Origin of the sequence: Calothrix anomala FACHB-343 (assembly GCF_014696435.1) — a bacterium.
GTDB classification, from domain to species: Bacteria; Cyanobacteriota; Cyanobacteriia; order Cyanobacteriales; family Nostocaceae; genus Aulosira; species Aulosira anomala_A.
This window is the reverse complement of record NZ_JACJQG010000068.1, coordinates 35,872-56,661: the sequence shown is the minus strand read 5'-3', so window position 1 is coordinate 56,661 and position 20,790 is coordinate 35,872. Positions and strand designations below refer to the sequence as shown.

General features: G+C 41.2%; 25 protein-coding genes. 13 read left to right on the top strand and 12 right to left on the bottom strand.

Annotated features, from left to right (window positions below):
• Positions 1 to 289: 289 nt before the first annotated feature.
• Entirely contained in the window at positions 290 to 1,423 is a 1,134-nt protein-coding gene (gene recF, locus H6G08_RS29340) for a DNA replication/repair protein RecF (protein WP_096644475.1), read from the bottom strand.
• Positions 1,424 to 1,560: 137 nt separating this feature from the next.
• Positions 1,561 to 4,419, bottom strand: coding sequence for a cation-translocating P-type ATPase (locus H6G08_RS29335; RefSeq protein ID WP_190549531.1), 2,859 nt, complete (start codon positions 4,417 to 4,419; stop codon positions 1,561 to 1,563).
• A gap of 286 nt (positions 4,420 to 4,705) precedes the next feature.
• Here H6G08_RS29335 and H6G08_RS29330 point away from each other — a divergent pair, with 286 nt between their 5' ends.
• The 3 genes from H6G08_RS29330 to H6G08_RS29320 all read left to right on the top strand — a co-directional run bounded on the left by H6G08_RS29330 (position 4,706) and on the right by H6G08_RS29320 (position 7,121).
• A complete protein-coding gene (locus H6G08_RS29330) occupies positions 4,706 to 6,394 on the top strand; it encodes a transglutaminase domain-containing protein (RefSeq protein ID WP_190549525.1) in 1,689 nt (562 codons plus the stop codon).
• A gap of 104 nt (positions 6,395 to 6,498) precedes the next feature.
• Positions 6,499 to 6,843, top strand: a complete 345-nt coding sequence (locus tag H6G08_RS29325; protein WP_190549524.1) for a hypothetical protein — start codon at positions 6,499 to 6,501, stop codon at positions 6,841 to 6,843.
• The gene (locus H6G08_RS29320) at positions 6,831 to 7,121 is read left to right on the top strand and encodes a type II toxin-antitoxin system RelE/ParE family toxin (protein ID WP_190549523.1); all 291 of its coding nucleotides are present in this window, start codon (positions 6,831 to 6,833) and stop codon (positions 7,119 to 7,121) included. The genes H6G08_RS29325 and H6G08_RS29320 overlap by 13 nt, the downstream gene beginning before the upstream one ends.
• Before the next feature lie 169 nt (positions 7,122 to 7,290).
• Here the strand turns inward: H6G08_RS29320 and H6G08_RS29315 are convergent, their stop codons facing one another.
• Positions 7,291 to 7,629, bottom strand: coding sequence for a hypothetical protein (locus tag H6G08_RS29315; protein ID WP_190549522.1), 339 nt, complete (start codon positions 7,627 to 7,629; stop codon positions 7,291 to 7,293).
• 278 nt (positions 7,630 to 7,907) lie between these two features.
• On the opposite strand from H6G08_RS29315, the gene H6G08_RS29310 reads away from it, so the two are divergent.
• Complete coding sequence (locus tag H6G08_RS29310) at positions 7,908 to 8,261, top strand: hypothetical protein (protein WP_190549521.1); 354 nt, start codon at positions 7,908 to 7,910, stop codon at positions 8,259 to 8,261.
• Positions 8,262 to 8,348: 87 nt separating this feature from the next.
• Here the strand turns inward: H6G08_RS29310 and H6G08_RS29305 are convergent, their stop codons facing one another.
• Complete coding sequence (locus H6G08_RS29305) at positions 8,349 to 8,576, bottom strand: hypothetical protein (protein WP_190549520.1); 228 nt, start codon at positions 8,574 to 8,576, stop codon at positions 8,349 to 8,351.
• 253 nt (positions 8,577 to 8,829) lie between these two features.
• The gene (locus H6G08_RS29300; protein WP_190549519.1) at positions 8,830 to 9,693 is read right to left on the bottom strand and encodes a PD-(D/E)XK nuclease family protein; all 864 of its coding nucleotides are present in this window, start codon (positions 9,691 to 9,693) and stop codon (positions 8,830 to 8,832) included.
• 109 nt (positions 9,694 to 9,802) lie between these two features.
• On the opposite strand from H6G08_RS29300, the gene H6G08_RS29295 reads away from it, so the two are divergent.
• A complete protein-coding gene (locus tag H6G08_RS29295; RefSeq protein ID WP_096647769.1) occupies positions 9,803 to 11,230 on the top strand; it encodes a phosphoglucomutase/phosphomannomutase family protein in 1,428 nt (475 codons plus the stop codon).
• Positions 11,231 to 11,279: 49 nt separating this feature from the next.
• Entirely contained in the window at positions 11,280 to 11,558 is a 279-nt protein-coding gene (locus tag H6G08_RS29290) for a lipopolysaccharide assembly protein LapA domain-containing protein (protein ID WP_096644478.1), read from the top strand.
• A gap of 35 nt (positions 11,559 to 11,593) precedes the next feature.
• On the opposite strand, the gene H6G08_RS29285 is transcribed toward H6G08_RS29290, so the two are convergent.
• On the bottom strand, positions 11,594 to 11,872 hold the full coding sequence (locus H6G08_RS29285) for a type II toxin-antitoxin system RelE/ParE family toxin (protein ID WP_190549517.1): 279 nt from the start codon (positions 11,870 to 11,872) through the stop codon (positions 11,594 to 11,596).
• Entirely contained in the window at positions 11,862 to 12,104 is a 243-nt protein-coding gene (locus tag H6G08_RS29280; protein WP_190549514.1) for a CopG family ribbon-helix-helix protein, read from the bottom strand. The genes H6G08_RS29285 and H6G08_RS29280 overlap by 11 nt, the downstream gene beginning before the upstream one ends.
• A 238-nt stretch (positions 12,105 to 12,342) precedes the next feature.
• On the opposite strand from H6G08_RS29280, the gene H6G08_RS29275 reads away from it, so the two are divergent.
• Complete coding sequence (locus H6G08_RS29275; RefSeq protein ID WP_190549513.1) at positions 12,343 to 12,969, top strand: Uma2 family endonuclease; 627 nt, start codon at positions 12,343 to 12,345, stop codon at positions 12,967 to 12,969.
• A 131-nt stretch (positions 12,970 to 13,100) separates the two neighbouring features.
• On the opposite strand, the gene H6G08_RS37775 is transcribed toward H6G08_RS29275, so the two are convergent.
• Positions 13,101 to 13,481, bottom strand: coding sequence for a hypothetical protein (locus H6G08_RS37775; protein WP_313943123.1), 381 nt, complete (start codon positions 13,479 to 13,481; stop codon positions 13,101 to 13,103).
• Between the two features lie 2 nt (positions 13,482 to 13,483).
• Positions 13,484 to 14,458: a hypothetical protein gene (locus H6G08_RS29265; protein WP_190549511.1), complete on the bottom strand. Its 975-nt coding sequence runs from the start codon at positions 14,456 to 14,458 to the stop codon at positions 13,484 to 13,486.
• A gap of 265 nt (positions 14,459 to 14,723) precedes the next feature.
• Between H6G08_RS29265 and H6G08_RS29260 the strand changes: the two genes are divergently transcribed.
• From H6G08_RS29260 to H6G08_RS29240, 5 genes are read left to right on the top strand one after another with little or no spacing between them, the layout of a single operon-like run.
• Positions 14,724 to 14,954 carry a DUF433 domain-containing protein gene (locus tag H6G08_RS29260; protein WP_190549509.1) on the top strand — a complete coding sequence of 77 codons (231 nt, stop codon included), beginning with the start codon at positions 14,724 to 14,726 and terminating at the stop codon, positions 14,952 to 14,954.
• The gene (locus tag H6G08_RS29255; RefSeq protein ID WP_190549507.1) at positions 14,951 to 15,283 is read left to right on the top strand and encodes a DUF5615 family PIN-like protein; all 333 of its coding nucleotides are present in this window, start codon (positions 14,951 to 14,953) and stop codon (positions 15,281 to 15,283) included. The genes H6G08_RS29260 and H6G08_RS29255 overlap by 4 nt, the downstream gene beginning before the upstream one ends.
• A gap of 20 nt (positions 15,284 to 15,303) precedes the next feature.
• Positions 15,304 to 15,561: a BrnA antitoxin family protein gene (locus tag H6G08_RS29250; RefSeq protein ID WP_190549504.1), complete on the top strand. Its 258-nt coding sequence runs from the start codon at positions 15,304 to 15,306 to the stop codon at positions 15,559 to 15,561.
• A gap of 57 nt (positions 15,562 to 15,618) precedes the next feature.
• The gene (locus H6G08_RS29245) at positions 15,619 to 15,843 is read left to right on the top strand and encodes a hypothetical protein (RefSeq protein ID WP_190549503.1); all 225 of its coding nucleotides are present in this window, start codon (positions 15,619 to 15,621) and stop codon (positions 15,841 to 15,843) included.
• Positions 15,840 to 16,187: a type II toxin-antitoxin system PemK/MazF family toxin gene (locus H6G08_RS29240; protein ID WP_190549500.1), complete on the top strand. Its 348-nt coding sequence runs from the start codon at positions 15,840 to 15,842 to the stop codon at positions 16,185 to 16,187. The genes H6G08_RS29245 and H6G08_RS29240 overlap by 4 nt, the downstream gene beginning before the upstream one ends.
• Before the next feature lie 94 nt (positions 16,188 to 16,281).
• On the opposite strand, the gene H6G08_RS29235 is transcribed toward H6G08_RS29240, so the two are convergent.
• Together H6G08_RS29235 and H6G08_RS29230 are read right to left on the bottom strand one after the other, a co-directional pair.
• Entirely contained in the window at positions 16,282 to 16,977 is a 696-nt protein-coding gene (locus H6G08_RS29235; protein WP_190549498.1) for a hypothetical protein, read from the bottom strand.
• A 134-nt stretch (positions 16,978 to 17,111) separates the two neighbouring features.
• Entirely contained in the window at positions 17,112 to 17,828 is a 717-nt protein-coding gene (locus H6G08_RS29230; RefSeq protein ID WP_190549496.1) for a Uma2 family endonuclease, read from the bottom strand.
• A 329-nt stretch (positions 17,829 to 18,157) separates the two neighbouring features.
• Between H6G08_RS29230 and H6G08_RS29225 the strand changes: the two genes are divergently transcribed.
• Positions 18,158 to 18,757, top strand: a complete 600-nt coding sequence (locus H6G08_RS29225) for a hypothetical protein (protein WP_190549494.1) — start codon at positions 18,158 to 18,160, stop codon at positions 18,755 to 18,757.
• 81 nt (positions 18,758 to 18,838) lie between these two features.
• On the opposite strand, the gene ndhD1 is transcribed toward H6G08_RS29225, so the two are convergent.
• Complete coding sequence (gene ndhD1, locus H6G08_RS29220; RefSeq protein ID WP_190549492.1) at positions 18,839 to 20,413, bottom strand: photosynthetic/respiratory NAD(P)H-quinone oxidoreductase subunit D1; 1,575 nt, start codon at positions 20,411 to 20,413, stop codon at positions 18,839 to 18,841.
• Positions 20,414 to 20,790 lie beyond the last annotated feature (377 nt).

Sequence of the window (20,790 nt, the reverse complement as noted above, 5' to 3'; positions counted from 1 at the left end):
ACTTCTTAAAATATCTTTTTTACTCATTTAATGTGTTCTTTTATTCTCTATTGATGAATCAACCTCAGTAATAACCGATTGTGACAGTGCTGGGTACGGAAGGAAGGTCTAAAACATACAGCAGATTGCCAGTTGCTGAGGTACAGATGATCGTTGATTGTAGGGGCACTGGCACTGCCATGCCCTGAAGCGCTCTCACTAGGGCGGGGAAACCCTCGCAAGGGCGGGGAAACCCTCGCAAGGGCGGGGAAACCCCGCCCCTACGAGTACACCTGATTGTTTCATCGCGTTAATAAATAGCGTTGGTTAATGATATTTCTCCTGCTTTTACATGGAGAATTTGCGATGAATCTAACCATTGTGAATCAAATGAACCGAGATGAGTTGTGGTAATTAAAGTTTGGAATCTATCTTGAATGGCATCAAGTAATTGATTTTGCCGATATGGATCTAATTCTGCTAAAACATCATCTAATAAGAGCAGGGGTGGTTCGCCAACAACTTCTTCAATTAATTGTAATTCGGCTAATTTAAGAGCTAATACTAAGGTGCGCTGTTGACCTTGAGAACCATATTGACGGGCTGGTGTTTGGTTAATAATTAATTCTATTTCGTCGCGATGAGGCCCTACTAAGGTAGTACCTTGGCGGAGTTCGGCTACAGCACGTTGCTGGATTTTATCTAAAAAAGCTTGTTGTACTTGTTGTGGATAGTTTTCCCCTAAAGGTACGCTCGGCGCATATTTGATTTGGAGATTTTCGGTACTTCCACTAATACTTGAGTGCCAATTAATTGCAATGGGCGCTAATCTTTGTAAAGCTCGTTCGCGCCTTCTAATTACTCTTGTACCTGTGGTAGCTAATTGGGCATCCCAAACAGCTAACTGTTCTGATTGTTGACTAGTAAATGCTATGTCTTGGGTATGTTTTAAAAAGGCATTACGCTGGCGTAAAACTTGATTATATTGCTGTAAAATATGGGCATATACAGGTTCAAGTTGGATTAATAAAGTATCTAACCAACTACGCCGACCTTCTGGCCCGCCACGCACTAAGTCTAAATCTAAGCTGGAAAATTCTACCGCATTGAGAACTCCCAAAAAATCCATTTGACGCCGCACAGCTTCGCCATTAAGTGCAACAGTGCGCCTTGCTTGACGGCGAAGAGTTAAGGTGAGATCGCTAATACCTGTTTTTCTTTCTAGAGATGCGCTAATTTGCGCGATCGCTTCTCCATCTTGCACTAAATCGCGATCGCGTGCTAACCGATGCGATCGCAATGTCGCTAATAACTCCACCGCCTCCAATAAATTAGATTTTCCCTGAGCATTATTACCTACCAAAATTGTTTTGGCAGCTTTAAACTCCACTTTTTGGTCTGTGTAGTTGCGAAATTGTCTCAGGTGAATTGATTTGAGGTACATAGTGGAGAGATGAGGAAGATGAAGGAGAGGGGGGAGATGAGGGAGAGATTGTGGGGGCTGTGGGAGGTTGGGGAGAATATAACTATTGCTTCCCATGCCCAATGCCCCAATGCCCCATGCCCCATGCCCCATGCCCATCACACAGCTTTTTTACCCATAACGCGGAAGAATATCTTCTCCAATTCCACCCAGACAAACATTAAGGCACTAAAACCAATACAAATAGCTAATTCTGTACCATTTATGAAGTGAGTACCAAAGAAAGCTCGCAGGGGTGGAACATAAACTAACATGAGTTGCAAAATTGTGGTGACAACCACCGCACCCAAGACAAACTTATTCGATAAGGGATTCATTTCTATGGTTAGTTGGTTATTTGAGCGAATAGCTATAGCATGACCCATTTGGGCAATACACAGGGTAGTGAATACCATTGTTTTCCAAGAGTCTGGATCGCCTTGATAACCTGGTGTATGGGTATGGTTGTAAGCCCAAGCCATTAAAGCAATGGAAATGATCGCAAAGACAATCCCAATCCGCACCATGTAAGCACCCAATCCCCTAGCAAAGATACTTTCGCGGGGGCTGAAGGGGGGACGTTTCATCACATCTGGTTCTGGGGGTTCTACAGCTAAAGCTAAGGCTGGTAAACCATCTGTGACTAAGTTCATCCAGAGAATTTGTAAGGGGGTGAGGGGAACGCCGCCCAAACCGATTAATGGTGCAGCCGCAATGGTTAATACTTCGCCGATGTTACTACCGAGAATATACTTAATAAATCGGCGGATATTGGTATAAACTACTCTACCCTCTTTTGTAGCTGAGACAATGGTGGCAAAGTTGTCATCTAGCAGTACCATGTCGCTAGCTTCTTTACTCACATCTGTACCTGTAATCCCCATTGCAATGCCGATATCGGCTTGTTTTAAGGCGGGAGCATCGTTAACACCATCCCCAGTCATGGCGACAAATCTACCACGGGCTTGCAGGGCTTTAACAATTCGCAGTTTGTGTTCTGGAGAAACTCGCGCATAAATGCTGACTAAGTCTACATTTTGCTTCAGTTCCTCATCGTCCATGCGCTGTAATTCTTGTCCGGTAAGGACACGCGCACCTTCTTCGGCTATCCCTAAATCAGATGCGATCGCTTTTGCTGTTAACTGGTGATCGCCGGTAATCATCACTGGGCGAATCCCCGCTTCTCGACATTCTTGCACAGCCGCCCTGACTTCTGGGCGTGGCGCATCGAGCATTCCCACTAATCCCAGCCAGACTAACTCTTGTTCTGAGGTTTCATCGGAGCCTTCTGGGGGAATTTCGCTAAAGGGTTTATAAGCGAAACCTAGTACCCGTAACCCTTTACTCGCCATTTGGTCATTTTCTGCCAAAATTTGTTGGCGTTGTGCTTCGGTTAAGGGGGCAGCATGTCTACCTAAGTAAAGTTGGCTACAACGCGCCAAAATTAACTCTGGGGAACCCTTCGTAAACATTAAATACTGTTCCGATTGTAGAAAACCGGCGATCGCGGGGTCAATATCTGTGCCGGAAGCATCCCCGGTAGCCACCGCCTTAACCTGAGAAATGACGCTCATGCGCTTACGTTCTGAGGAAAAGGGAAATTCGCTGACTCTGGGTAATTTACTCTCCCATTGGTCTTTTTCAATACCAGCTTTCCCCGCTAGGGTCATTAATGCGCCTTCGGTGGGGTCGCCTAAAATCGCCCATTCCCCTGCTTCTTTTTGTAATACCGAATCATTACAAACAGCACAAGCAACTAGTAAAGCGGAGATTTCCGGATATTCTTCTACAGCTATTTTTTGTTCATTTAATTGAAAATCCCCTGTAGGCGCATAACCTTGTCCTGTGACTCGGAATGTAGAATTATTTGTATAAACTGATTGCACGACCATTTTGTTCTGAGTCAGGGTACCAGTTTTATCAGAACAGATGGTAGTGACAGAACCTAAGGTTTCTACGGCGGGAAGTTTGCGAATCAAGGCGTTTTGCTTGACCATGCGCTGAGTTCCCAAAGCCAAGGTAACTGTAATGACGGCGGGTAAACCTTCGGGAACCACAGCCACCGCCATACTTAAAGAAACTTCCAGCAGTTCTTGTAAGTTGCTAAAACCCCTGGCTTGGATGACACCACCAATCACGACAATGGCGACAAGTATCAAAGAACCGCTTACCAGGACGTTACCAAGTTGGGTCATCCGTTGCTGTAAAGGCGTTGGTTCGCTCTCTACTGATTGCAACAAGGTAGCAATTTTGCCTAACTCTGTTTTCATTCCAGTGTTAGTAACTAGAACCTTGCCACGTCCTTGAACAACTTCTGTTCCTTGATAGACGACATTAATGCGATCGCCTAATGATGTGTCTTCTGGTAATTGTAATGTTGCTTGTTTATTGACAGCTTCGGCTTCACCAGTCAGCGCCGATTCCCGGACTTGTAAATTCGATTGTTCAATCAAGCGTCCATCGGCGGCTATTTGTACCCCTGCTTCCAGCAGCATTACATCCCCAGGAACTATTTCCTTGGCGGCGACATCCAAGAGTTTGCGATCGCGAATGACGCGCACTAGGGGCGAAGATAATTTTTTCAAAGCTGCAAGGGCTTGTTCAGCACGGCTTTCTTGCACATAGCCCAAGATACCATTGAGAATGACAATCGCCATAATTGCGATCGTATCTTTAAATGGCACTTCCCCAGGTTTAAGGGTACCGCCTTGCCATGCCACCAAATCTAAACCCCCAGAAATGATAGCTACCGCGATCAGCATCAATAACATAATGTTCTTGAACTGATCTAACAAAATTTCCCAAGCGCTGCGGCCACCCTGTTCTTCAAGTTCGTTGGGGCCGTATTTTTGCAGCCGTTGTTCAACTTCTTGGGGTGTTAAGCCATTGTCTGCATTGCTATCAAGCAGGTCTAGCGCTTTATCAACTTCTAAACTATGCCAAACAGTGGCACCTTCAGGCAGAGAATTAGCAGACATCGTGTAAGTCACAGGAAAAGGTTACAGAATTCGATCATAATTTAGTGATGGCTGGAAAAACCATCCACTAAAGTTACATACAGGCTCTCGCCAAATTGTAATAGTGTAGATGTGATTCCTGGTATTTGTCACTTTCTCATCCGGGGATTAGTATGTGTTATTTCCTGGGTCAGAGTTGTTTTAGAACACATTGCACTCATAATAGTAAGCAAGACAAATCTGCAACTTGGTCACATGGGACGTACTACCACCAATTATTTTAGGCGTGCTAACCGATTAAATGAATATGCTTAATACGAGTTTCCCACTTCCCAGTATGACCGTTAGCGAGATGTTTGGGCAAAGAACAATTCGACCGTTAACTGCTGCCGCCTTGGGTGGTATTGCTTTTATTAAAGATAGACTCATTGCTATTGATACTATTAAAGGACATCTGCTAGAAATTGATCCCATTACAGACAACAGCAAAATTCTCAATCCCCACCAAGTTAAGGAATTTACAGAAGTTACTGGTCTAGCAGTATGGGAAGATACCCTGTGGGTAACCCGTGGTAACAGTGTATATCGCTGCCAAATCAATTCTTTAGGTCTAGAGCATTTTGTTACATTGCCTTATCCGGCTGATGGCGTGGCTGTTTGGGAGTCAACTGTTTATGTTAGCTGCCACAAGTTAGGCTATATCTTGATTTATGAGTCTGAAACTCGCAAAGAAATTACCAGATTTCACGCGCCGGGGGTCGGTGTCGAGAATTTGGTGGTAACTCAAGATACCCTTTGGGTGAGCGATCGCACAGAACAAACGGTTTTTTCTTTAGATCGGGGTACGGGAGAAATTCAATTTACTGTCCTCACGCCTTTTGAATCGCCTACAGGAATTGCTGTCCATAAAGATGGGGAAACAGGCAAAGAAACCTTGTATGTCGCTTATGCTTCCGAAGAGCCTTATATTCGCGATAATCCTAATGCTGACCCCAATCATGAGCTAACATACCGCGATCGCACTTTCATTCATCCCCTGTATTATCATTACGAGCCAGAAAAGCGCTACGCCCTTTCTAATGGCTATCTGATTGAAATGTCTTATGCAGAGGAAATAGCGCCTTTAGAAGAGGTATATTTAACCAATTTAGAATGGCGCATCGCTTTACCATCGGAAACAGAACGCCAAAAAATCAAGCATGTTGAACCCATCGGTTTACCTTTTACAGAAGAAGTAATTGATGGACAACGAGTAGCAGTCTTTAAATTTGATACCCTCACCCCCGGCGAACGTCATATTTTTGGCTGGAAAGCGACTTTAGAAGTCAGAGGAATTAAATATCGCATTACCCCCAAAGATGTAGAAGATATTCCCGCACTTTCATCAGAATTTGAAAGCCGCTACCTTGTGGATGATGACGATCTAGCAATGGACTCTAACATTGTCCGTCGCGCTGCTAGAGATGCCGCAGGTTCGGAAAGCAATTTATTGCGGAAAATGTACAGTATCCGTAATTATGTTTACGATGAATTATCTTACGGTATCAAACCATACATTGATACACCCGATGTAGTTTTAGAGCGGGGAGTAGGTTCTTGTGGTGAATACGTCGGCGTTTTACTCGCTCTGTGTCGCTTGAATGGTATTCCCTGCCGCACAGTAGGCAGGTATAAATGTCCACCAAACGGCGAACTAAAAGGTATACCCTTACAGCCAGACTTTAACCATGTTTGGTTAGAATTTTACATTCCCAATATTGGCTGGCTACCAATGGAATCTAACCCCGATGACATCGGCGATTCCGGGCCATATCCCACCAGATTTTTTATGGGTTTATGCTGGTACCACATCGAAATTGGCAAAGGAGTCTCCTTTGAAACTATATCCAGCCAAGGCGAACGCTTAACCAAAGAAGAAATTGCCATTGGCGACCTAGCAATCAATCATATTCGCTTTACAATTCTTAAAGAATTGCCGCCGTTTGAAAACAGTTAACAGTTATCACGGTCGCAGTCGGGGATTTAACCTCGACTGCGCTTCAACTCCAGAGATTCATCCTATATAATGTTCATAATATAAGGCTTTAAGAAAGCACAGCCATGACAGATATTCGGCAGCAAATTGCCACACAACTGGATGCTTACAGTACTTTAGAAGCCCTGAAAGCGGCTGTTAGGGAATGGGTTAACACCTCAGATGCTAGCTTGGATACTTTAAAAAAAGTTTTGGATACACACCTTGATGAAGATTACAACCTCAGCAGCGAGGATTGGCAGCAACTCCAGAAACAAGATTTGACTTTCATCGATGATGACACAACCACAGAAGAAGATATGCGTCGATTGCAGCGATACCGACAAACAGGTGAAGGTATCCCACATGAACAGGTGGCTGCGTGGTTGGCAAGTATCGGCACAGATAATGAGTCTCCATGTCCAAGGTAATTTGGCTACCAGAAGCACTCGCTGACCTTGTGCGGCTGTTTGATTTTTTGAAATTGAAGAACGAAAGTATTGCTTTTCAAGCTGCACAGGCAATTCGAGAGGCAGGTTTTAGTCTGGCTATTGTGCCTTACAAAGGAACTGCTTTCGGCGATGGTTCAGGACGGCGGAAGTTGGTTGTTCCATTTGGCAAATACGGTTATGTGATTCACTACTCTTTGGAGGACGATACTGTTCTGATTTTACGGGTTTATCATGGTTTAGAAAATCGCCCTCGTTAAAACGTCATATTTTAATGTTTTAGGTTCTGAAGCTTGAGTAATTTTGGTAGCCAAAGACTAAGACACCACTTTAGCGATCGCATAACCACCAGGAAAACTCAGGATTAATACTTAATCAAGTCATCATAATTTGGTAATATTTTTTGAAATATTAACACCGCGATAGCTCTTACTCATCCCAATACTGCAAAGCATCAGCCTTGCAATCAAACCAGACTTCATCTGTTGTATTGAATGGTCTATTCTCTTGGTGGGATTTTTGCGTCATGTCCATTTCAACAAGTCTATTGTCATCTGTCATATAAAATTGATATCTAACTATTTTCGTTATTTTTAACCATGACAAAGATCCTCTAGGGGTACGGATTGATAAAATTTCATCATTGACCAGTCTATTGTTTGTATCTAAGTAAAGTACAGTAGAATATGTTTTGCCATAAAGTCGTTCTGCTAACTCGTCATCGAGAGGATATAGATTGACTGCAATAGCGTAATGGTATTTAAACATTTCACTTACTCTTAATAGTTAATAATTTCCCCATATAAAAGACCCCGGTTTTTAGAGGTCTTAATTAAGAATAATCACCTTATCCAACGCGGTCGAGTTGTTTTAAACCAGTTAAATTGATATCAGAACAGTAATCACACTCAATCCAGTCAAAGATAATAAATGTCGCTATGCCGCCCCCAGTAGTAAAACCTATTGTTTAACTTTGTTTTATCACTATTAATTTCGCTTAAGAATCTGGGAATACTCATATAAGCGGTTATTGGTTATTAAAAATAATGGGAATTTTCGATATATTCAAGGAAGTCAAGGAATTTGGTAAAGATTTTGACAGTGTATTTAACGAAGTAATGCACAGTGGTAAGGAATACTTTGGAGATGTTTGTGTACAAGACATTTCAGGTAATTTATGGAAAATAAGAGTACGTCACACAGGCGACCGTGGGAGATATCTTAAAATTGATTCAAAAACGAATAGCTCTCAACAAATACGAGCAACTGCTGACGATTATAAAGATTATGTACGAATAACTCCCGATGAATGGGAAGTTTTTCGCTTATTGGTAGGTAATCCTAATGATAAAGACCTTTACTATAAAGCAAAATCAATATTATCTCGAATAATCAGATAAACAAAAATAAACTCCTACCAACCATTACGGCTGATAGGAGTTTTTCTACAGTAGCAGTAGAAAATTTTTAATTTTAGTTACTCAACATTAACCAATTAGACCTTCGCTCATAAGTCTGTCGATCTCACGTTTGGCATCTTGAACTAGTAAGTCTTTGTGCATTCTCTTGTAAGAACTTACAGTAGAGCCAGTAGGAAGGAATTTTATTTCTTTGTCTTGTTTATCGAAAAGCTGAAACTTTAAAGCTATATTATCGCCTGCCTGAGTTTCAAATATTTTTACAGTTACTCCTTGATATGAAAAGGTTTCAGCCATTTTATTACCTCTAATACGCCATAAAGTGCATACAAGTACTAAGATACCCATTGACTCTACAAAAAACTATCAACGGCTTAGGGTAATAAAGTTCGGTGCAATAGCTATCAATAGCTGGTAGGGTTTATAAAATAGCGATCGCTCTTTATCAACACAGACAAAAGTGCTTAGGCGTAGCCCGTCGTAGACATCGCTATTTATGTTTTTGTAGATCAGTCCGTTTTTCTCCCTTGTCCCCCCTGCCCCCTAGCCCCTAGCCCCTAGCCCCTAACCCCTTTAAAATAGGCATAGAATGACCTTGAGGCTGTTTCAAGTCCGCAAAATCACAGATGGTACGGAATGGGCAGAAGCGACAGTGAGAACCGGGATTTGGGGGGAAAATTTTACTAAAATCCCCGGTTTCTTGATGATATTTTTGTAAATCTCGCTGATGTTGCTGGGCTATGTGAGCTAATTCAAATTCTAAGGATGCTAACTCGTGATGATTAATGCGGATTAACTCGGACTTTTTACAAAGTTCTAAATTATAGAACGATGCCACAGCTTCCCGTCCTGGGTAGAGATAACGGGCAGCGAGGAGATAAACTAAGGCCTGACGCTGATCGAAGGCAGCTTTACCCGTTTTAAAATCAAGGATATGTAAAGTGCGATCGCTATCAATAAAGACACAATCCATAGCCGCATATAAACGGAAGCAATAATCATCCTGGTCAATTAAAATTGGTTTCGGGAAGCCTTCATCCCCTGGTGTTAATTGGAGGATGTTTTTATTCAACAGCAAAGGCGCGTTATGGTATTTTTGCAAAATTTGCCGCACTCGCTGTTGAACTTCACGATCGGTATGGCTTAATTGCAGTAGTTTGGCGACTTGATCTACACCATCAGATTGCTTTAATAAATGGCGGTGATGGTGAAATTCATAAACCCCCTTTTGGGCGAGGATACCAATGCGTTGCGGTGGAGTTGCTTTACCTAGCAGTGCCTTCACTTGTGGTTCATGCTGACGCGCTTTGACAAACCCCCGTCTCATCTGGCAATGCCAGCGTTCTTGCCCTGTCGCTGGGGCAACTAAAGACCAAAGGTGGTAACTGGCAAAAGGTCGATCGGGGATTGACATCGCTAACAAGCAGTGTGAAAAAAAAATAACGATGAAGATACTTGCGGCTACGCACGCTTTGCGCGAAGCTTCCTATAGTAACGAAGTTGGAAGGGAGTCTGTGGCATCCATGAGCGCTAGTAGCAAATCCAGCAAGATTCAATTTGGTACTGATGGTTGGCGAGGAATCATCGCCGACGATTTTACTTTCCCCAATGTGCGGAAAGTAACAAGAGCGATCGCTAGCTACCTCGAAACGGCCTATAGCAAAGACAGACCGGTTTTGGTTGCCTACGATACTCGGTTTTTAGCTGATAAGTTTGCCCAAACAGCCGCCGAAGTCCTAGCAGACTTAGGCTGGACGGTAAAAGTTACCGATCGGGATTGCCCCACACCAGTAATTGCTTACAACGCCCGTCACCTAAACTCAGCAGGGGCGCTAATGTTTACGGCAAGCCATAATCCTGCACCCTATTGTGGGATTAAATATATCCCTGACTATGCTGGCCCTGCCACACCAGAGATAACTGATACTATTGTGGCAAATATCGAAAGTGCATCAGATGCGCCACCTAGTGATAGCCCATCGGGTTCTATCTCTATTTTCGATCCGAAACCAGATTATCTGCAATTTATCTACACCTTAATTGATGTCGAAACTATCAAAAAAGCCCAATTAAAGGTAAAATACGACGCTTTGTATTCTACTTCTCGCGGCTATTTAGATGAAGTTTTGCAACAAAGTGGCGTGCAGCTAGAAAGTTTCCACACTTGGCGAGATGTTTTGTTTGGTGGTGGAATGCCAGAACCTAAAGGTGAACAACTCGTTGAGTTAGTTGAAGCTGTACGCGCCGATAAAGCAGATTTAGGTTTAGCCACCGATGGCGATAGCGATCGCTTTGGAATTGTCGATGAACAAGGTAACGTCCTTACCCCTAACACTGTGCTGCTGTTGCTAGCACGCCATTTAATCAAAAATAAAGGCAAAACAGGCGCAATTGTCCGCACTGTCGCCACAACCCACCTTTTAGATAATTTTGCCGCGAAATACGGGCTGCAAATTTATGAAACAGCAGTAGGCTTTAAATACATTGGTGAGAAAATGCGAGAAACCACCGTATTAATTGGTGGTGAAGAATCCGGCGGTTTAAGCGTAATCGGGCATATTCCTGAAAAAGACGGTGTTTTAGCCGATATGCTAGTCGCCGAAGCGATCGCCTATGAAGGTAAGCCTTTAAGTCAACTAGTCAAAGAAGCGATCGCCGAAGCCGACGGCCCGCTTTACAATAATCGTCTGGACTTACACCTCACCGAAGCCCATAAAACCGCCGTTATCGACTCCTTCACCAAAAACCCACCCACAGAAGTGGCGGGAATTAAAGTTAAAGAAGTCGGTCGCAAAGACGGCATTAAACTTTACTTAGAAGAAGGAAGTTGGGTATTACTGCGTCCCTCCGGTACAGAACCCCTGGTACGGGTTTATTTAGAAACCAACTCACCGGAAAAACTCAAAACCATCGCTCAAGAAATGGAAAGTGCGATCGCTAAACTGAAATAGAACCCCATCCTTAACCCCTCTTCTACAATGGAGAGGGGTGTAAATAATTATGAAGAGTATTAGTAAATTTTTGATATCTGTAGTAATAGCTGTCTGGGTAATAGCGATCGCGCTTATCTCAGTACAAAATGCTACACCAGTAAGATTAAAATTTTTATCATTCCAATCAATTCAAATACCAGTAGGTTTAGTACTAGCTTTTTGTGTAGGTGTGGGATTAGTTGGCGTTACAGTCCTGCAACCTTTATGGGGTATTGCTGATTCAAGAAAAGGTAATTCTCGGTTTGATGAAGATGCCGAGTTTTTTGTCGATGATGAAGATTTTTGAGGCGTATAATTTTACGCCTATCTACTTGAAGATTTTCAATCTGGATAGCGCTTTGACGTGTGAAGTACGCGAAGAATTTCTACAGACTCTTCTTTTATTCGATAAATAATAATGTATGGTGTGTTAGGTATTACAAGCTCCCTTGTACCTTCCACACGTCCAAGTCGCCCGATAAAAGGATAATTCTCCAGTTGACTTACAGCAGCTTGAATCCTCAAGATTAATTCCTGTGCTGCTTCTGGATTGTCCTTTTGGATATAGCTATGCGCTTGTTCCAAATTACGCAGCGCACGACGCAGCCACCTAATGTGCATTAGTGAGTCTGGTAAAAGTTGCCTTTACTTCATCATCATTGGCAAAGTCTCCAGCATCCGCTTCTGCAATTCCCTTTTCAATCTCCTCAATTTGCCATTGATGCATCTCTAGATAAGCTTCTATAGCTTCATTTAATACGTAACTGCGATCGCGGTTTATGCCTGCGGCAATGACATCAAGCATAGCCTTCTTATCGCTGTCTATGCGAAAGGTTATATTTTCTTTGCTCATTGTCCTATCAGATCAATTTGTATTGCATAATATTATATTGCATTATTTTGCAATGCAATGCCATGCTAATGAATGTAATACAATAAATTCACTGCTGATATTGACATTTTGCAGATATTCTGACGAAAACACCTCAATAACATTAAGTGATTTACAAAACTAAATTTACCAAGGTTAAAACTCGTGGTGGTGATTGACGGTTGACTAATGATGATGAACTCAAACAAAGGTAAAAATCATGACACAATCGCTACAAAAAGTATTTACGTTTGATGAATTTTTACAATTTTTAGCAACACAACCGGAAAACATTCGTTACGAGTTGCACGATGGAGATATCGTTAAAATACCTCAACCTTTAGGAACACATGAACAAAGAATTATGTTTTTAGCCAGGATGCTACTGTTAAAAATAGTCGAACTCCAACTTCCTTATGATATAAGCAGTAAAAATGTTTTAGTTAAGCCTGAATATAAACAATCTGGTTATTATCCAGATATTCTCTTACTGAATATTTCTAACTTAAAAAACGAACCTTTATGGGAGCAAGCATCGACTGTTAGTCAACCAGATTCAATTCCATTAGTTATTGAAGTAGTCAGTACTAACTGGAGAGATGACTATCATAAAAAGTTTGCTGACTATGAAGAAATGGGTATCCAAGAATATTGGATTGTAGATTATGCTGCTTTGGGTAGCAAAGAGTTGATAGGCGATCCCAAACAGCCAACAATCACAATTTACTCTTTAAGTGATGAAGGTGAATATCGTGGTCAAAAGTTTAGAGGAAATGAAAGTTTAACTTCACCAACATTTCCAGATTTAAATTTAACTGCTGAACAAATCTTTTCAGCGAGTTATTGATAGCATCAAACACTAGCCAACAAACCTTATAATAAATCAATAATTCCCCAGACTGCAAGCCTAGGGAAATAATAACTAGCTGCTGACCCAGCTTTTAGAGTTTTTAGGAAGGCGATCGCACTGTTATAAACTTAAAATGTCCATTCGTGGTTTGGATCGTCAAGAGCAGCACGGACAGAAGCTATATTAGCAAGGTCTTTGAATGGGCTTGATTTAGCTATTTCCGTGATTGAATTTAAGGTAAGCGCTAATTGTTCATTATTACCAGATGCGATCGCGCTATCAACCACAGCAAACAAAGCGCGAAAGTTTTCTGCACGTTCATCAAAAGAGCGATCCAAATAAGCCATCAGCAAATCTCGCTGGGTATGAATTTTGGCGATTGTTGCTTTTTCCCAAGCATCAATCTCAGCTCGTTTAGTTTTTTCTTGTTGGGCACACTTCATATAATCTCTACCGGCTGAAACTATCTGCTGCACAGCCTCTACAACTATCATCATCTTTGCTGACACGCTTAATAGTCTCCTAGAGTACGATACTTAGCCTGGATAGCCGCACTAGCAGGATTTAACTGCCCTTGACTATCTAAAATAGGAGTTTTCATAATTTCTGCTAGTGCCTTAATCACAAGTGCTACTTGTTGAAAATTTTTAGCATCGCGGTTGCGGTCAAATGGACGAGATTCTAAATCGTTGAGACTTACAACTGCATAATAATTCAAGTTTTCTACTAACGCGCTTAACTCAGTAATCCGTCGTCTCACCTGTGGCAAAAAATCTCTAACAATTTCGATTTTGGCAATTTCAGTGTTAATCTTAGCTTCATATTCCCTTGCTTTCGTTAAAGCCTCCTCGCCTTTACCAGCAAGAATAAATCCACCAACAGCTAGAGTCGGGCCAAGTGCAACACCCCCAAGTACAGCACCACCAACTGCCATTCCACCACCTCCAAGAAACGATACTGTACCTTGCAAAGCCGCAACACCACTAAGTTGAGAAATAGCTACCTGTGTACTAAACAATCCAAATAATTGTGGAACAGCAACTGTTCCAAACGAATAAGCCAAACCTACTGCACCAGCACCAGCTGTTACTCCGGCCCCAGCTGCTGAAGCAAATCCCTTATAAAATTCTTCAGCTTCAACAACAGTAGCTTTATAATCTTGAAGTTGTTGAACGGAAATTTCCTTTAGTCCAGCTAAAAACTGCCTATCCGTTTGAGAACCACGCTGACCAATTCGCTCAATAAAAGCAACGAATCTCCCAATAGTTCGCACTTTAATATCTATTTGGAGTTCACCATATTCTTCTGCTACTTTGTTTGTATTCTCCCAAACTATTTTTAATTGTCTGATGTGACTCTCATATAGTTTTTGAGAGCGTTCACCAATTTCTTTTGCTTGATTCATATTGCCGATACCTTCAGCACCTTTGATCGCTCCGACGGCTCCAGTAGCCAAAGCAGCAGCACCTAAGATAATTGGAATCAATTTAATACTCCTGATTGTGATTCGTATTTGGTGAAGATGCCTCTAAGGGTTAAAAGTCAAACAAAGGCATCGCCTTATACATATATTTCCCTGACATACCAGCTAATCACCATTTAGGAAGCAAAAATTCGAGAATCTCTGAAATACAAGTTGATAATTGGCGATCGCCTACACATAACCAGATAAGCTAAAAGCGATCGCTGAATTTCACCGTCAAGTAGTGCTAGGTTAAAAATTGTCCAATTAACTAAGTCTGTTCAGTCCTATGACTGTAAATTACCAAGAAATTATTACGATTGAACCAGGAAAACGCGGTGGTAAGCCTTGTATTCGAGGTATGAGAATTACTGTATATGATGTGTTGTCATATCTTGCATCTGGTATGACATACGAGGAAGTACTGAATGACTTTCCTTATTTAACACAAGAAGATATTTTAGCTTGCTTAAGCTATGCAGCTGATAGAGAACAGAAAATGCTGATAATGCAAGCATGAAGTTACTATTTGACCATAACTTATCACCTTCCTTAGTAGATAAACTTGCTGATATTTACCCAAATTCTCAGCATGTTGTTGTCTTGGGTTTGGATCGAGCAGACGATAGAATTGTGTGGGAATATGCGCAACAAACAGGATTTACTGTTGTTACCAGAGATGCTGATTTTAATGAATTGAGTGTTTTGCGAGGATTTCCACCCAAAGTAATTTGGATTCGTCGGGGTAATTGTTCGACAAATCAGATTGAAGAAATTTTGCGATCGCATTTAGAGGATATTCAAGCCTTTGAAAAAAACCCAAGTTTGGGAGTTTTGACACTGTATTAGACTAACTTGGAAAGCATAATATGGAACCTGAGTATGATTTTATTCAAGGTAAGCGAGGTGCAATTGAACCTATAACACCTGGAAAAACTAGAATTACAATTTGCTTAGATGATGAAATACTGACATGGTTTCGTGACCAAGTTAACGCATTAGGCGGTGGAAATTACCAAACTTTAATTAACAATGCATTGCATGAGTATATTCAGCAGCGCCGTGAACCATTAGAAGAAATATTACGGCGAGTTTTGCGAGAGGAATTAGAGCGCATTGGAAAATGAAATAGCGATCGCCTACACACGATCCAGATAAATAAAATTAAGGCTAAAGAATTGATTATGTCTAGTAATGCTCAAGAAATATATAGCCAAGTGATAACTAACCTGTCACCAATTGAACGCTTACGCTTGGCAACGATGATTCTTAACGATCTAGTTCAGCAAAACCTGTCTGTTATTGACTACAGTGATACATGGACTGAGCAAGATCAGCTGGATTTAGCATCTTTCTCATTACAATATGCTGCTTCGATTTTTCCTGACAATGAGGAGATAGCGGAGTGACATTTAATCCTGGTGATGTAGTTACAGTCGATTTTCCAGGTGTCACTGGTATAAAGCGTCGTCCTTCTGTAGTTCTGTCGTCCACTACTTATAACTCCATTCGCCCTGATGTGATTGTTGGACTGATCACTACTCAGACAAGCGTACTGGGAGTTACTGACTATGCGCTTCAAGATTGGTCAGCAGCAGGTTTGCGGGTTGCGTCTATTTTCCGAAGTTATATCGTTACTTTACCCCGTTCAGCCAATTTAGTTTTAATTGGCCATTTGTCTGAACGTGATTGGCAAGGCGTTCGTGCCTGTGTCAAGATAGCTCTTGCTGATTTGGATGATCCTAACCCTTAGCAAATACAGGTTCATAGCAATTAAAAAATAGGGCGACAGTAGGGGCGGGGTTTTCCCGCCCTTAACAATATCCACGGTCAAAGAAAACCATTCCTTAAGTTAATTGTAGCCTCAAAAAATCAATAAATTCCAGCAATTCTGTATCAGAGAGATGATAACGCGATCGCTTTCCATATCTCTGCTGTAAATATTCTCTTCCCTGCTCTGGTGACCAATTTAATTGGTCTAAATATAGATCGCTTTGAGCAATAAAACTCGCACGAATTTCTGACATATCTATATTATTAGATATTTCCTGATGCTGTTTATTTTTATGTTGCAAATTATTAATTTTCAGACTAACTTTTTGCCCTAAAGCTTGCCAATCTATTTCTCGATGTCCATCCCAACTCACGCCTACAGAACGAAAAGTGACGGGATTATAAATTGTACAAAATACAATGGTTTTTTCTCCAGGACTAACAGCAATAGTCAGTGGTTTAATTAACTGTTCATAAGTCAAAACATCAAGTGAAAGTAACAAACTTTTGGAAAAATAAGATTCGCTTCCTGACCTGACAATATAAGGCTTATCCGCCAAAATATGCAAATCAGTTTTTTCAGCTTCTCCATAAGAAGTTTCCACTTTCTTATTAACTTCTATTCCTGTAATTAACCCAGTTAATGCTTTGTCATAAATTGGTATTTGTTTTTGCTCATCAGATAACATATACCAACAATAGTCATTTTCTTTGCTGACAAAAACATACTGAGGTTTAGGAATAGAACCAAACCCTAATTTTACTTTCATAGCTGTGATGATGTTTTGGTAAAGAGAATTTGGCAGCAATTTTGGATAAATTGCGCCGTTTAGCGATCGTTTCCTTTACTGCTATAATTCCCGCATCATCCAGCCAATTAACAGCAAATAATGCCAATTTTAAATTAAATTTCTGGCTCTATACCTAAATCTTTCAATCTCGCTGTTAATAATAGCACCTGTTGCTCTGCTACTAACCGTTGCTGTGCTTGAAAATTGGCTTGTTCTTCTGCTTCTTGAATGCGTTCATCTGGTGTGAGTAATTTTTCCCCTTTTTCGTCATACCAGTACAACCACTCTCGTACAATTCCTTGATAAATTCCCCTTTCTCGCCCAATTCCTAAACCGATTTGTGGTAACCAAACAGGACTACCAGACATTAATAAATATTCACCGTCTACAAGTTGATAAACTTCCAAAGCTGGCTTCTTGCGACGGAAAGGATTGTAAATAACGTAGTATAAAACGCCTAATTTTTGCGCATAAAATTCTTTTTTACTGCTGTATTCTCCTTGATGAATTTGGGAGACAACTTCTAAAACCAAAATTGGCGATCGCTCTTCTTCCCATAAAACATAACTTAAGCGTAAACTTTCATCAACAACGCGCTTCACTCCCAAGCTAAGAAATCCATGAGGGACAAGGGCTGGCTGCTTAGGGTCATAATAAATACCCATATTCACCCCAAAAAACCAATCCCAACGTTCTGACCAGTTTATCGCCAAGGTATTTTCGAGCAATGCCGAAATGAGATGCTGTAATTGATTATCCACAGGATTGTCATCAGAGTTGGGTAATTCTTCGGAAGATGGTAAACAGTGTAACGGGTTGTAGTTTAACATAATCGTTATGGTAAATGCTGACTCTAAATAGATTGTTGCCAACAAAATTTAGTAAGGCTTGTAAAACAGCCAAAATTTTATTGTTGATATCTTCAGTCAATTTGATGTTTTCGTTAAAATTAAGCTAGATATAGCAATCTCATCTAAGTTGTGAAAATATTTTTTTAATGAACCGCCTTCTCTACGAGACACTACGTGAACGCGCAGCGTCTCGCAGAGAAGACGCCAAGTACGCCAAGGACAAGAGGGAAAAATGAGAATTAGTAAATTTCACAAATAATTTAGGATTCCTATAGCAGTAATATCTAATTTTATAAAAAGATTGTCAAATGTCATACAGTCAATTCAGTTTAGAAACTATAGAAACTACTTTTGACATCACTATTCAAGAATCTGTAGGGATTTTTGCTGATACACCCCCTGTAGAATACAGCAGTTTTTTAGCACAAACACTTAAGAAGTATATACCCTTGGCGTTAGCTATTGGTACTGAAAAATCACGTTCTGAATTAATTTTGACACCAATACTAGTAGAATTAAAAGAAATATTTCAAAATAAAATCAGTTTATTTTCTGGGAGAGAATTTAATGTTAGTCCAGAAAAAGGATTAACAGGATTTTGTGATTATATTATTAGTCAATCTCCAGAACAAATAATCATTAAAGCACCAGTTATGGCTTTAGTAGAAGCTAAAAATGATAATATTCAATCTGGTTTAGGGCAATGCATAGCAGAAATGATTGCTGCACAATTATTTAATCAACAAAAAGGCAATGAAATTGACACTATTTATGGTAGTGTCACTACAGGAACTAATTGGAAATTTATCCGGCTTACTGGGAAAATAATTGAGATTGATTTAAATGAATATTTTCTCAATGATGTAGGTAAAATTTTAGGAATCTTAAGTAGTTTTATTAAATTATGAATTATGAATTGACAAATAACAAAAAAGACGGGTTTTATACCCGTCTTCAAATTAATAGTCATATCAACTATTAATCTATTTCTAATTACCAATTTCCGGCGCAACTAACGAAACTTTTGGTGCTTCTTTTTGCTGTGCTAATGTTGGCACTGAATCGCGCAACCTTGCTGTTAACTGCACGGTTGTAGAGTCATACATTTGAGTTAACAGCTTGGGATAGAAACCAATACCAATAATTGGCACTAACAAACAAGCAATGATAAAGACTTCGCGCGGTTCAGCATCAATCAATGCTTGGTGAGAAACTAATTCTTCGTTCTCTTGACCGTAGAAAATTTCACGTAACATTGAAAGCAAATAAATTGGAGTTAAAATTACCCCAACTGCCATCAAGAATACCACGATGACTTTAAATGTAGAGCTATATGCATCGCTGGTAGCAAAGCCTACAAACACCATTAATTCTGCTACGAAACCGCTCATTCCAGGCAATGCTAAAGAAGCCATTGAACAGGCGGTAAACATGGCGAAAATCTTCTGCATTCTCTTACCTACACCACCCATTTCATCTAACATCAGGGTGTGTGTGCGGTCATAAGTTGCACCGACAAGGAAGAATAAACTCGCCCCAATTAAACCGTGAGACACCATTTGTAATACTGCCCCACTTAATCCCAAATCGGTGAAGGAGGCGATACCAATGGTGACAAAGCCCATGTGAGAAATTGAGGAGTAAGCAATTTTCCGCTTCAAGTTGCGCTGGGCAAAGGATGTTAAAGCGGCGTAGATGATATTTACTACCCCCAAAATCACTAACACCGGCGCAAAATAAGCATGGGCATCGGGTAGCATTTGGGCATTCATGCGAATTAAGGCGTAACCGCCCATTTTCAGCAGAATACCTGCCAGTAACATGTGTACGGGCGCTGTTGCTTCACCGTGGGCATCTGGTAGCCAGGTGTGCAGGGGAATGATGGGCAACTTAACAGCGTAGGCAATCAAGAAGCCAGCATACAGTAAAAGTTGGAAATTCAGGGCGATGTCTTTTGCAGCGAGCGATCGCATATCAAATGTGACTGTATCGCCATAAAAGGCCATTGTCAAAGCGCCTAGCAAGATAAACAGCGAACCGCCAGCTGTATACAAAATAAATTTGGTGGCTGCATATTGGCGTTTTTTACCACCCCAAATCGCCAGCAATAGGTAAACCGGAATCAATTCCAGTTCCCACACCAGGAAAAACAACAGCATATCCTGGACGGCGAACACGGCGATTTGACCGCCATACATCGCCAGCAGCAAAAAGTAAAATAGCCTGGGTTTAAGAGTCACAGGCCAAGCTGCTAAAGTCGCCAAGGTGGTGATAAATCCGGTCAAAATAATTAGGGGCATAGATAAGCCATCTGCCCCTACCGACCATTTCAAGTCTAGTTGCGGTACCCAGGCGTAACTCTCCACCAACTGCAAATCGGGGTTGGAGAAGTCATACCCAGTGTAAAAAGTGTAAACAATCAGTGCAAAATCAATCAATCCCACAATTAAGGCGTACCAGCGTATGGTTTTGCCGTCCTTATCAGGGATGATGGGAATCAGTAGCGACGCGGCTATCGGTAACAAGATAATCGTCGTCAGCCACGGGAAGTTAGCTGTATTCATCTACAATCCTCCGGGAGTGCGGAAACCGTGCATTTTTAGAACACGGATGAAACACGACACGCCTCTTTTAAAGAGCGTCCCCAAAAGGGGTTGGACAAGCAGAGGAGTAGTGCTTATCCAACTCTCCTGTATGCCGGAGAAAGCCTTGCTACTCCAGTAAAGTTAGCCTCGACAATGTTATTGGTCGGTACTATCCGAGAGACACTGGCTTCACCCATACACCTGTTTAATCCCCCAGTTCTAGAGCCTGGAACTGGCTACGCATTCCAGGGTAGGTCTTTAACTCTTGCCAATAACGTAGTTCAGTTAAGAACTTAGTCTGGTCAGCTAGGGCTTGTTGACTTTCGCCTGAGAGCCACTCAACTTTTAGTTGGGGG

Coding starts and splice junctions, on each gene's coding strand:
- recF (WP_096644475.1), bottom strand. CDS start 1,423: ATGTACCTCAAATCAATTCACCTGAGACAATTTCGCAACTACACAGAC.
- H6G08_RS29335 (WP_190549531.1), bottom strand. CDS start 4,419: ATGTCTGCTAATTCTCTGCCTGAAGGTGCCACTGTTTGGCATAGTTTA.
- H6G08_RS29330 (WP_190549525.1), top strand. CDS start 4,706: ATGCTTAATACGAGTTTCCCACTTCCCAGTATGACCGTTAGCGAGATG.
- H6G08_RS29325 (WP_190549524.1), top strand. CDS start 6,499: ATGACAGATATTCGGCAGCAAATTGCCACACAACTGGATGCTTACAGT.
- H6G08_RS29320 (WP_190549523.1), top strand. CDS start 6,831: ATGTCCAAGGTAATTTGGCTACCAGAAGCACTCGCTGACCTTGTGCGG.
- H6G08_RS29315 (WP_190549522.1), bottom strand. CDS start 7,629: ATGTTTAAATACCATTACGCTATTGCAGTCAATCTATATCCTCTCGAT.
- H6G08_RS29310 (WP_190549521.1), top strand. CDS start 7,908: ATGGGAATTTTCGATATATTCAAGGAAGTCAAGGAATTTGGTAAAGAT.
- H6G08_RS29305 (WP_190549520.1), bottom strand. CDS start 8,576: ATGGCTGAAACCTTTTCATATCAAGGAGTAACTGTAAAAATATTTGAA.
- H6G08_RS29300 (WP_190549519.1), bottom strand. CDS start 9,693: ATGTCAATCCCCGATCGACCTTTTGCCAGTTACCACCTTTGGTCTTTA.
- H6G08_RS29295 (WP_096647769.1), top strand. CDS start 9,803: ATGAGCGCTAGTAGCAAATCCAGCAAGATTCAATTTGGTACTGATGGT.
- H6G08_RS29290 (WP_096644478.1), top strand. CDS start 11,280: ATGAAGAGTATTAGTAAATTTTTGATATCTGTAGTAATAGCTGTCTGG.
- H6G08_RS29285 (WP_190549517.1), bottom strand. CDS start 11,872: ATGCACATTAGGTGGCTGCGTCGTGCGCTGCGTAATTTGGAACAAGCG.
- H6G08_RS29280 (WP_190549514.1), bottom strand. CDS start 12,104: ATGAGCAAAGAAAATATAACCTTTCGCATAGACAGCGATAAGAAGGCT.
- H6G08_RS29275 (WP_190549513.1), top strand. CDS start 12,343: ATGACACAATCGCTACAAAAAGTATTTACGTTTGATGAATTTTTACAA.
- H6G08_RS29260 (WP_190549509.1), top strand. CDS start 14,724: ATGACTGTAAATTACCAAGAAATTATTACGATTGAACCAGGAAAACGC.
- H6G08_RS29255 (WP_190549507.1), top strand. CDS start 14,951: ATGAAGTTACTATTTGACCATAACTTATCACCTTCCTTAGTAGATAAA.
- H6G08_RS29250 (WP_190549504.1), top strand. CDS start 15,304: ATGGAACCTGAGTATGATTTTATTCAAGGTAAGCGAGGTGCAATTGAA.
- H6G08_RS29245 (WP_190549503.1), top strand. CDS start 15,619: ATGTCTAGTAATGCTCAAGAAATATATAGCCAAGTGATAACTAACCTG.
- H6G08_RS29235 (WP_190549498.1), bottom strand. CDS start 16,977: ATGAAAGTAAAATTAGGGTTTGGTTCTATTCCTAAACCTCAGTATGTT.
- H6G08_RS29230 (WP_190549496.1), bottom strand. CDS start 17,828: ATGTTAAACTACAACCCGTTACACTGTTTACCATCTTCCGAAGAATTA.
- H6G08_RS29225 (WP_190549494.1), top strand. CDS start 18,158: ATGTCATACAGTCAATTCAGTTTAGAAACTATAGAAACTACTTTTGAC.
- ndhD1 (WP_190549492.1), bottom strand. CDS start 20,413: ATGAATACAGCTAACTTCCCGTGGCTGACGACGATTATCTTGTTACCG.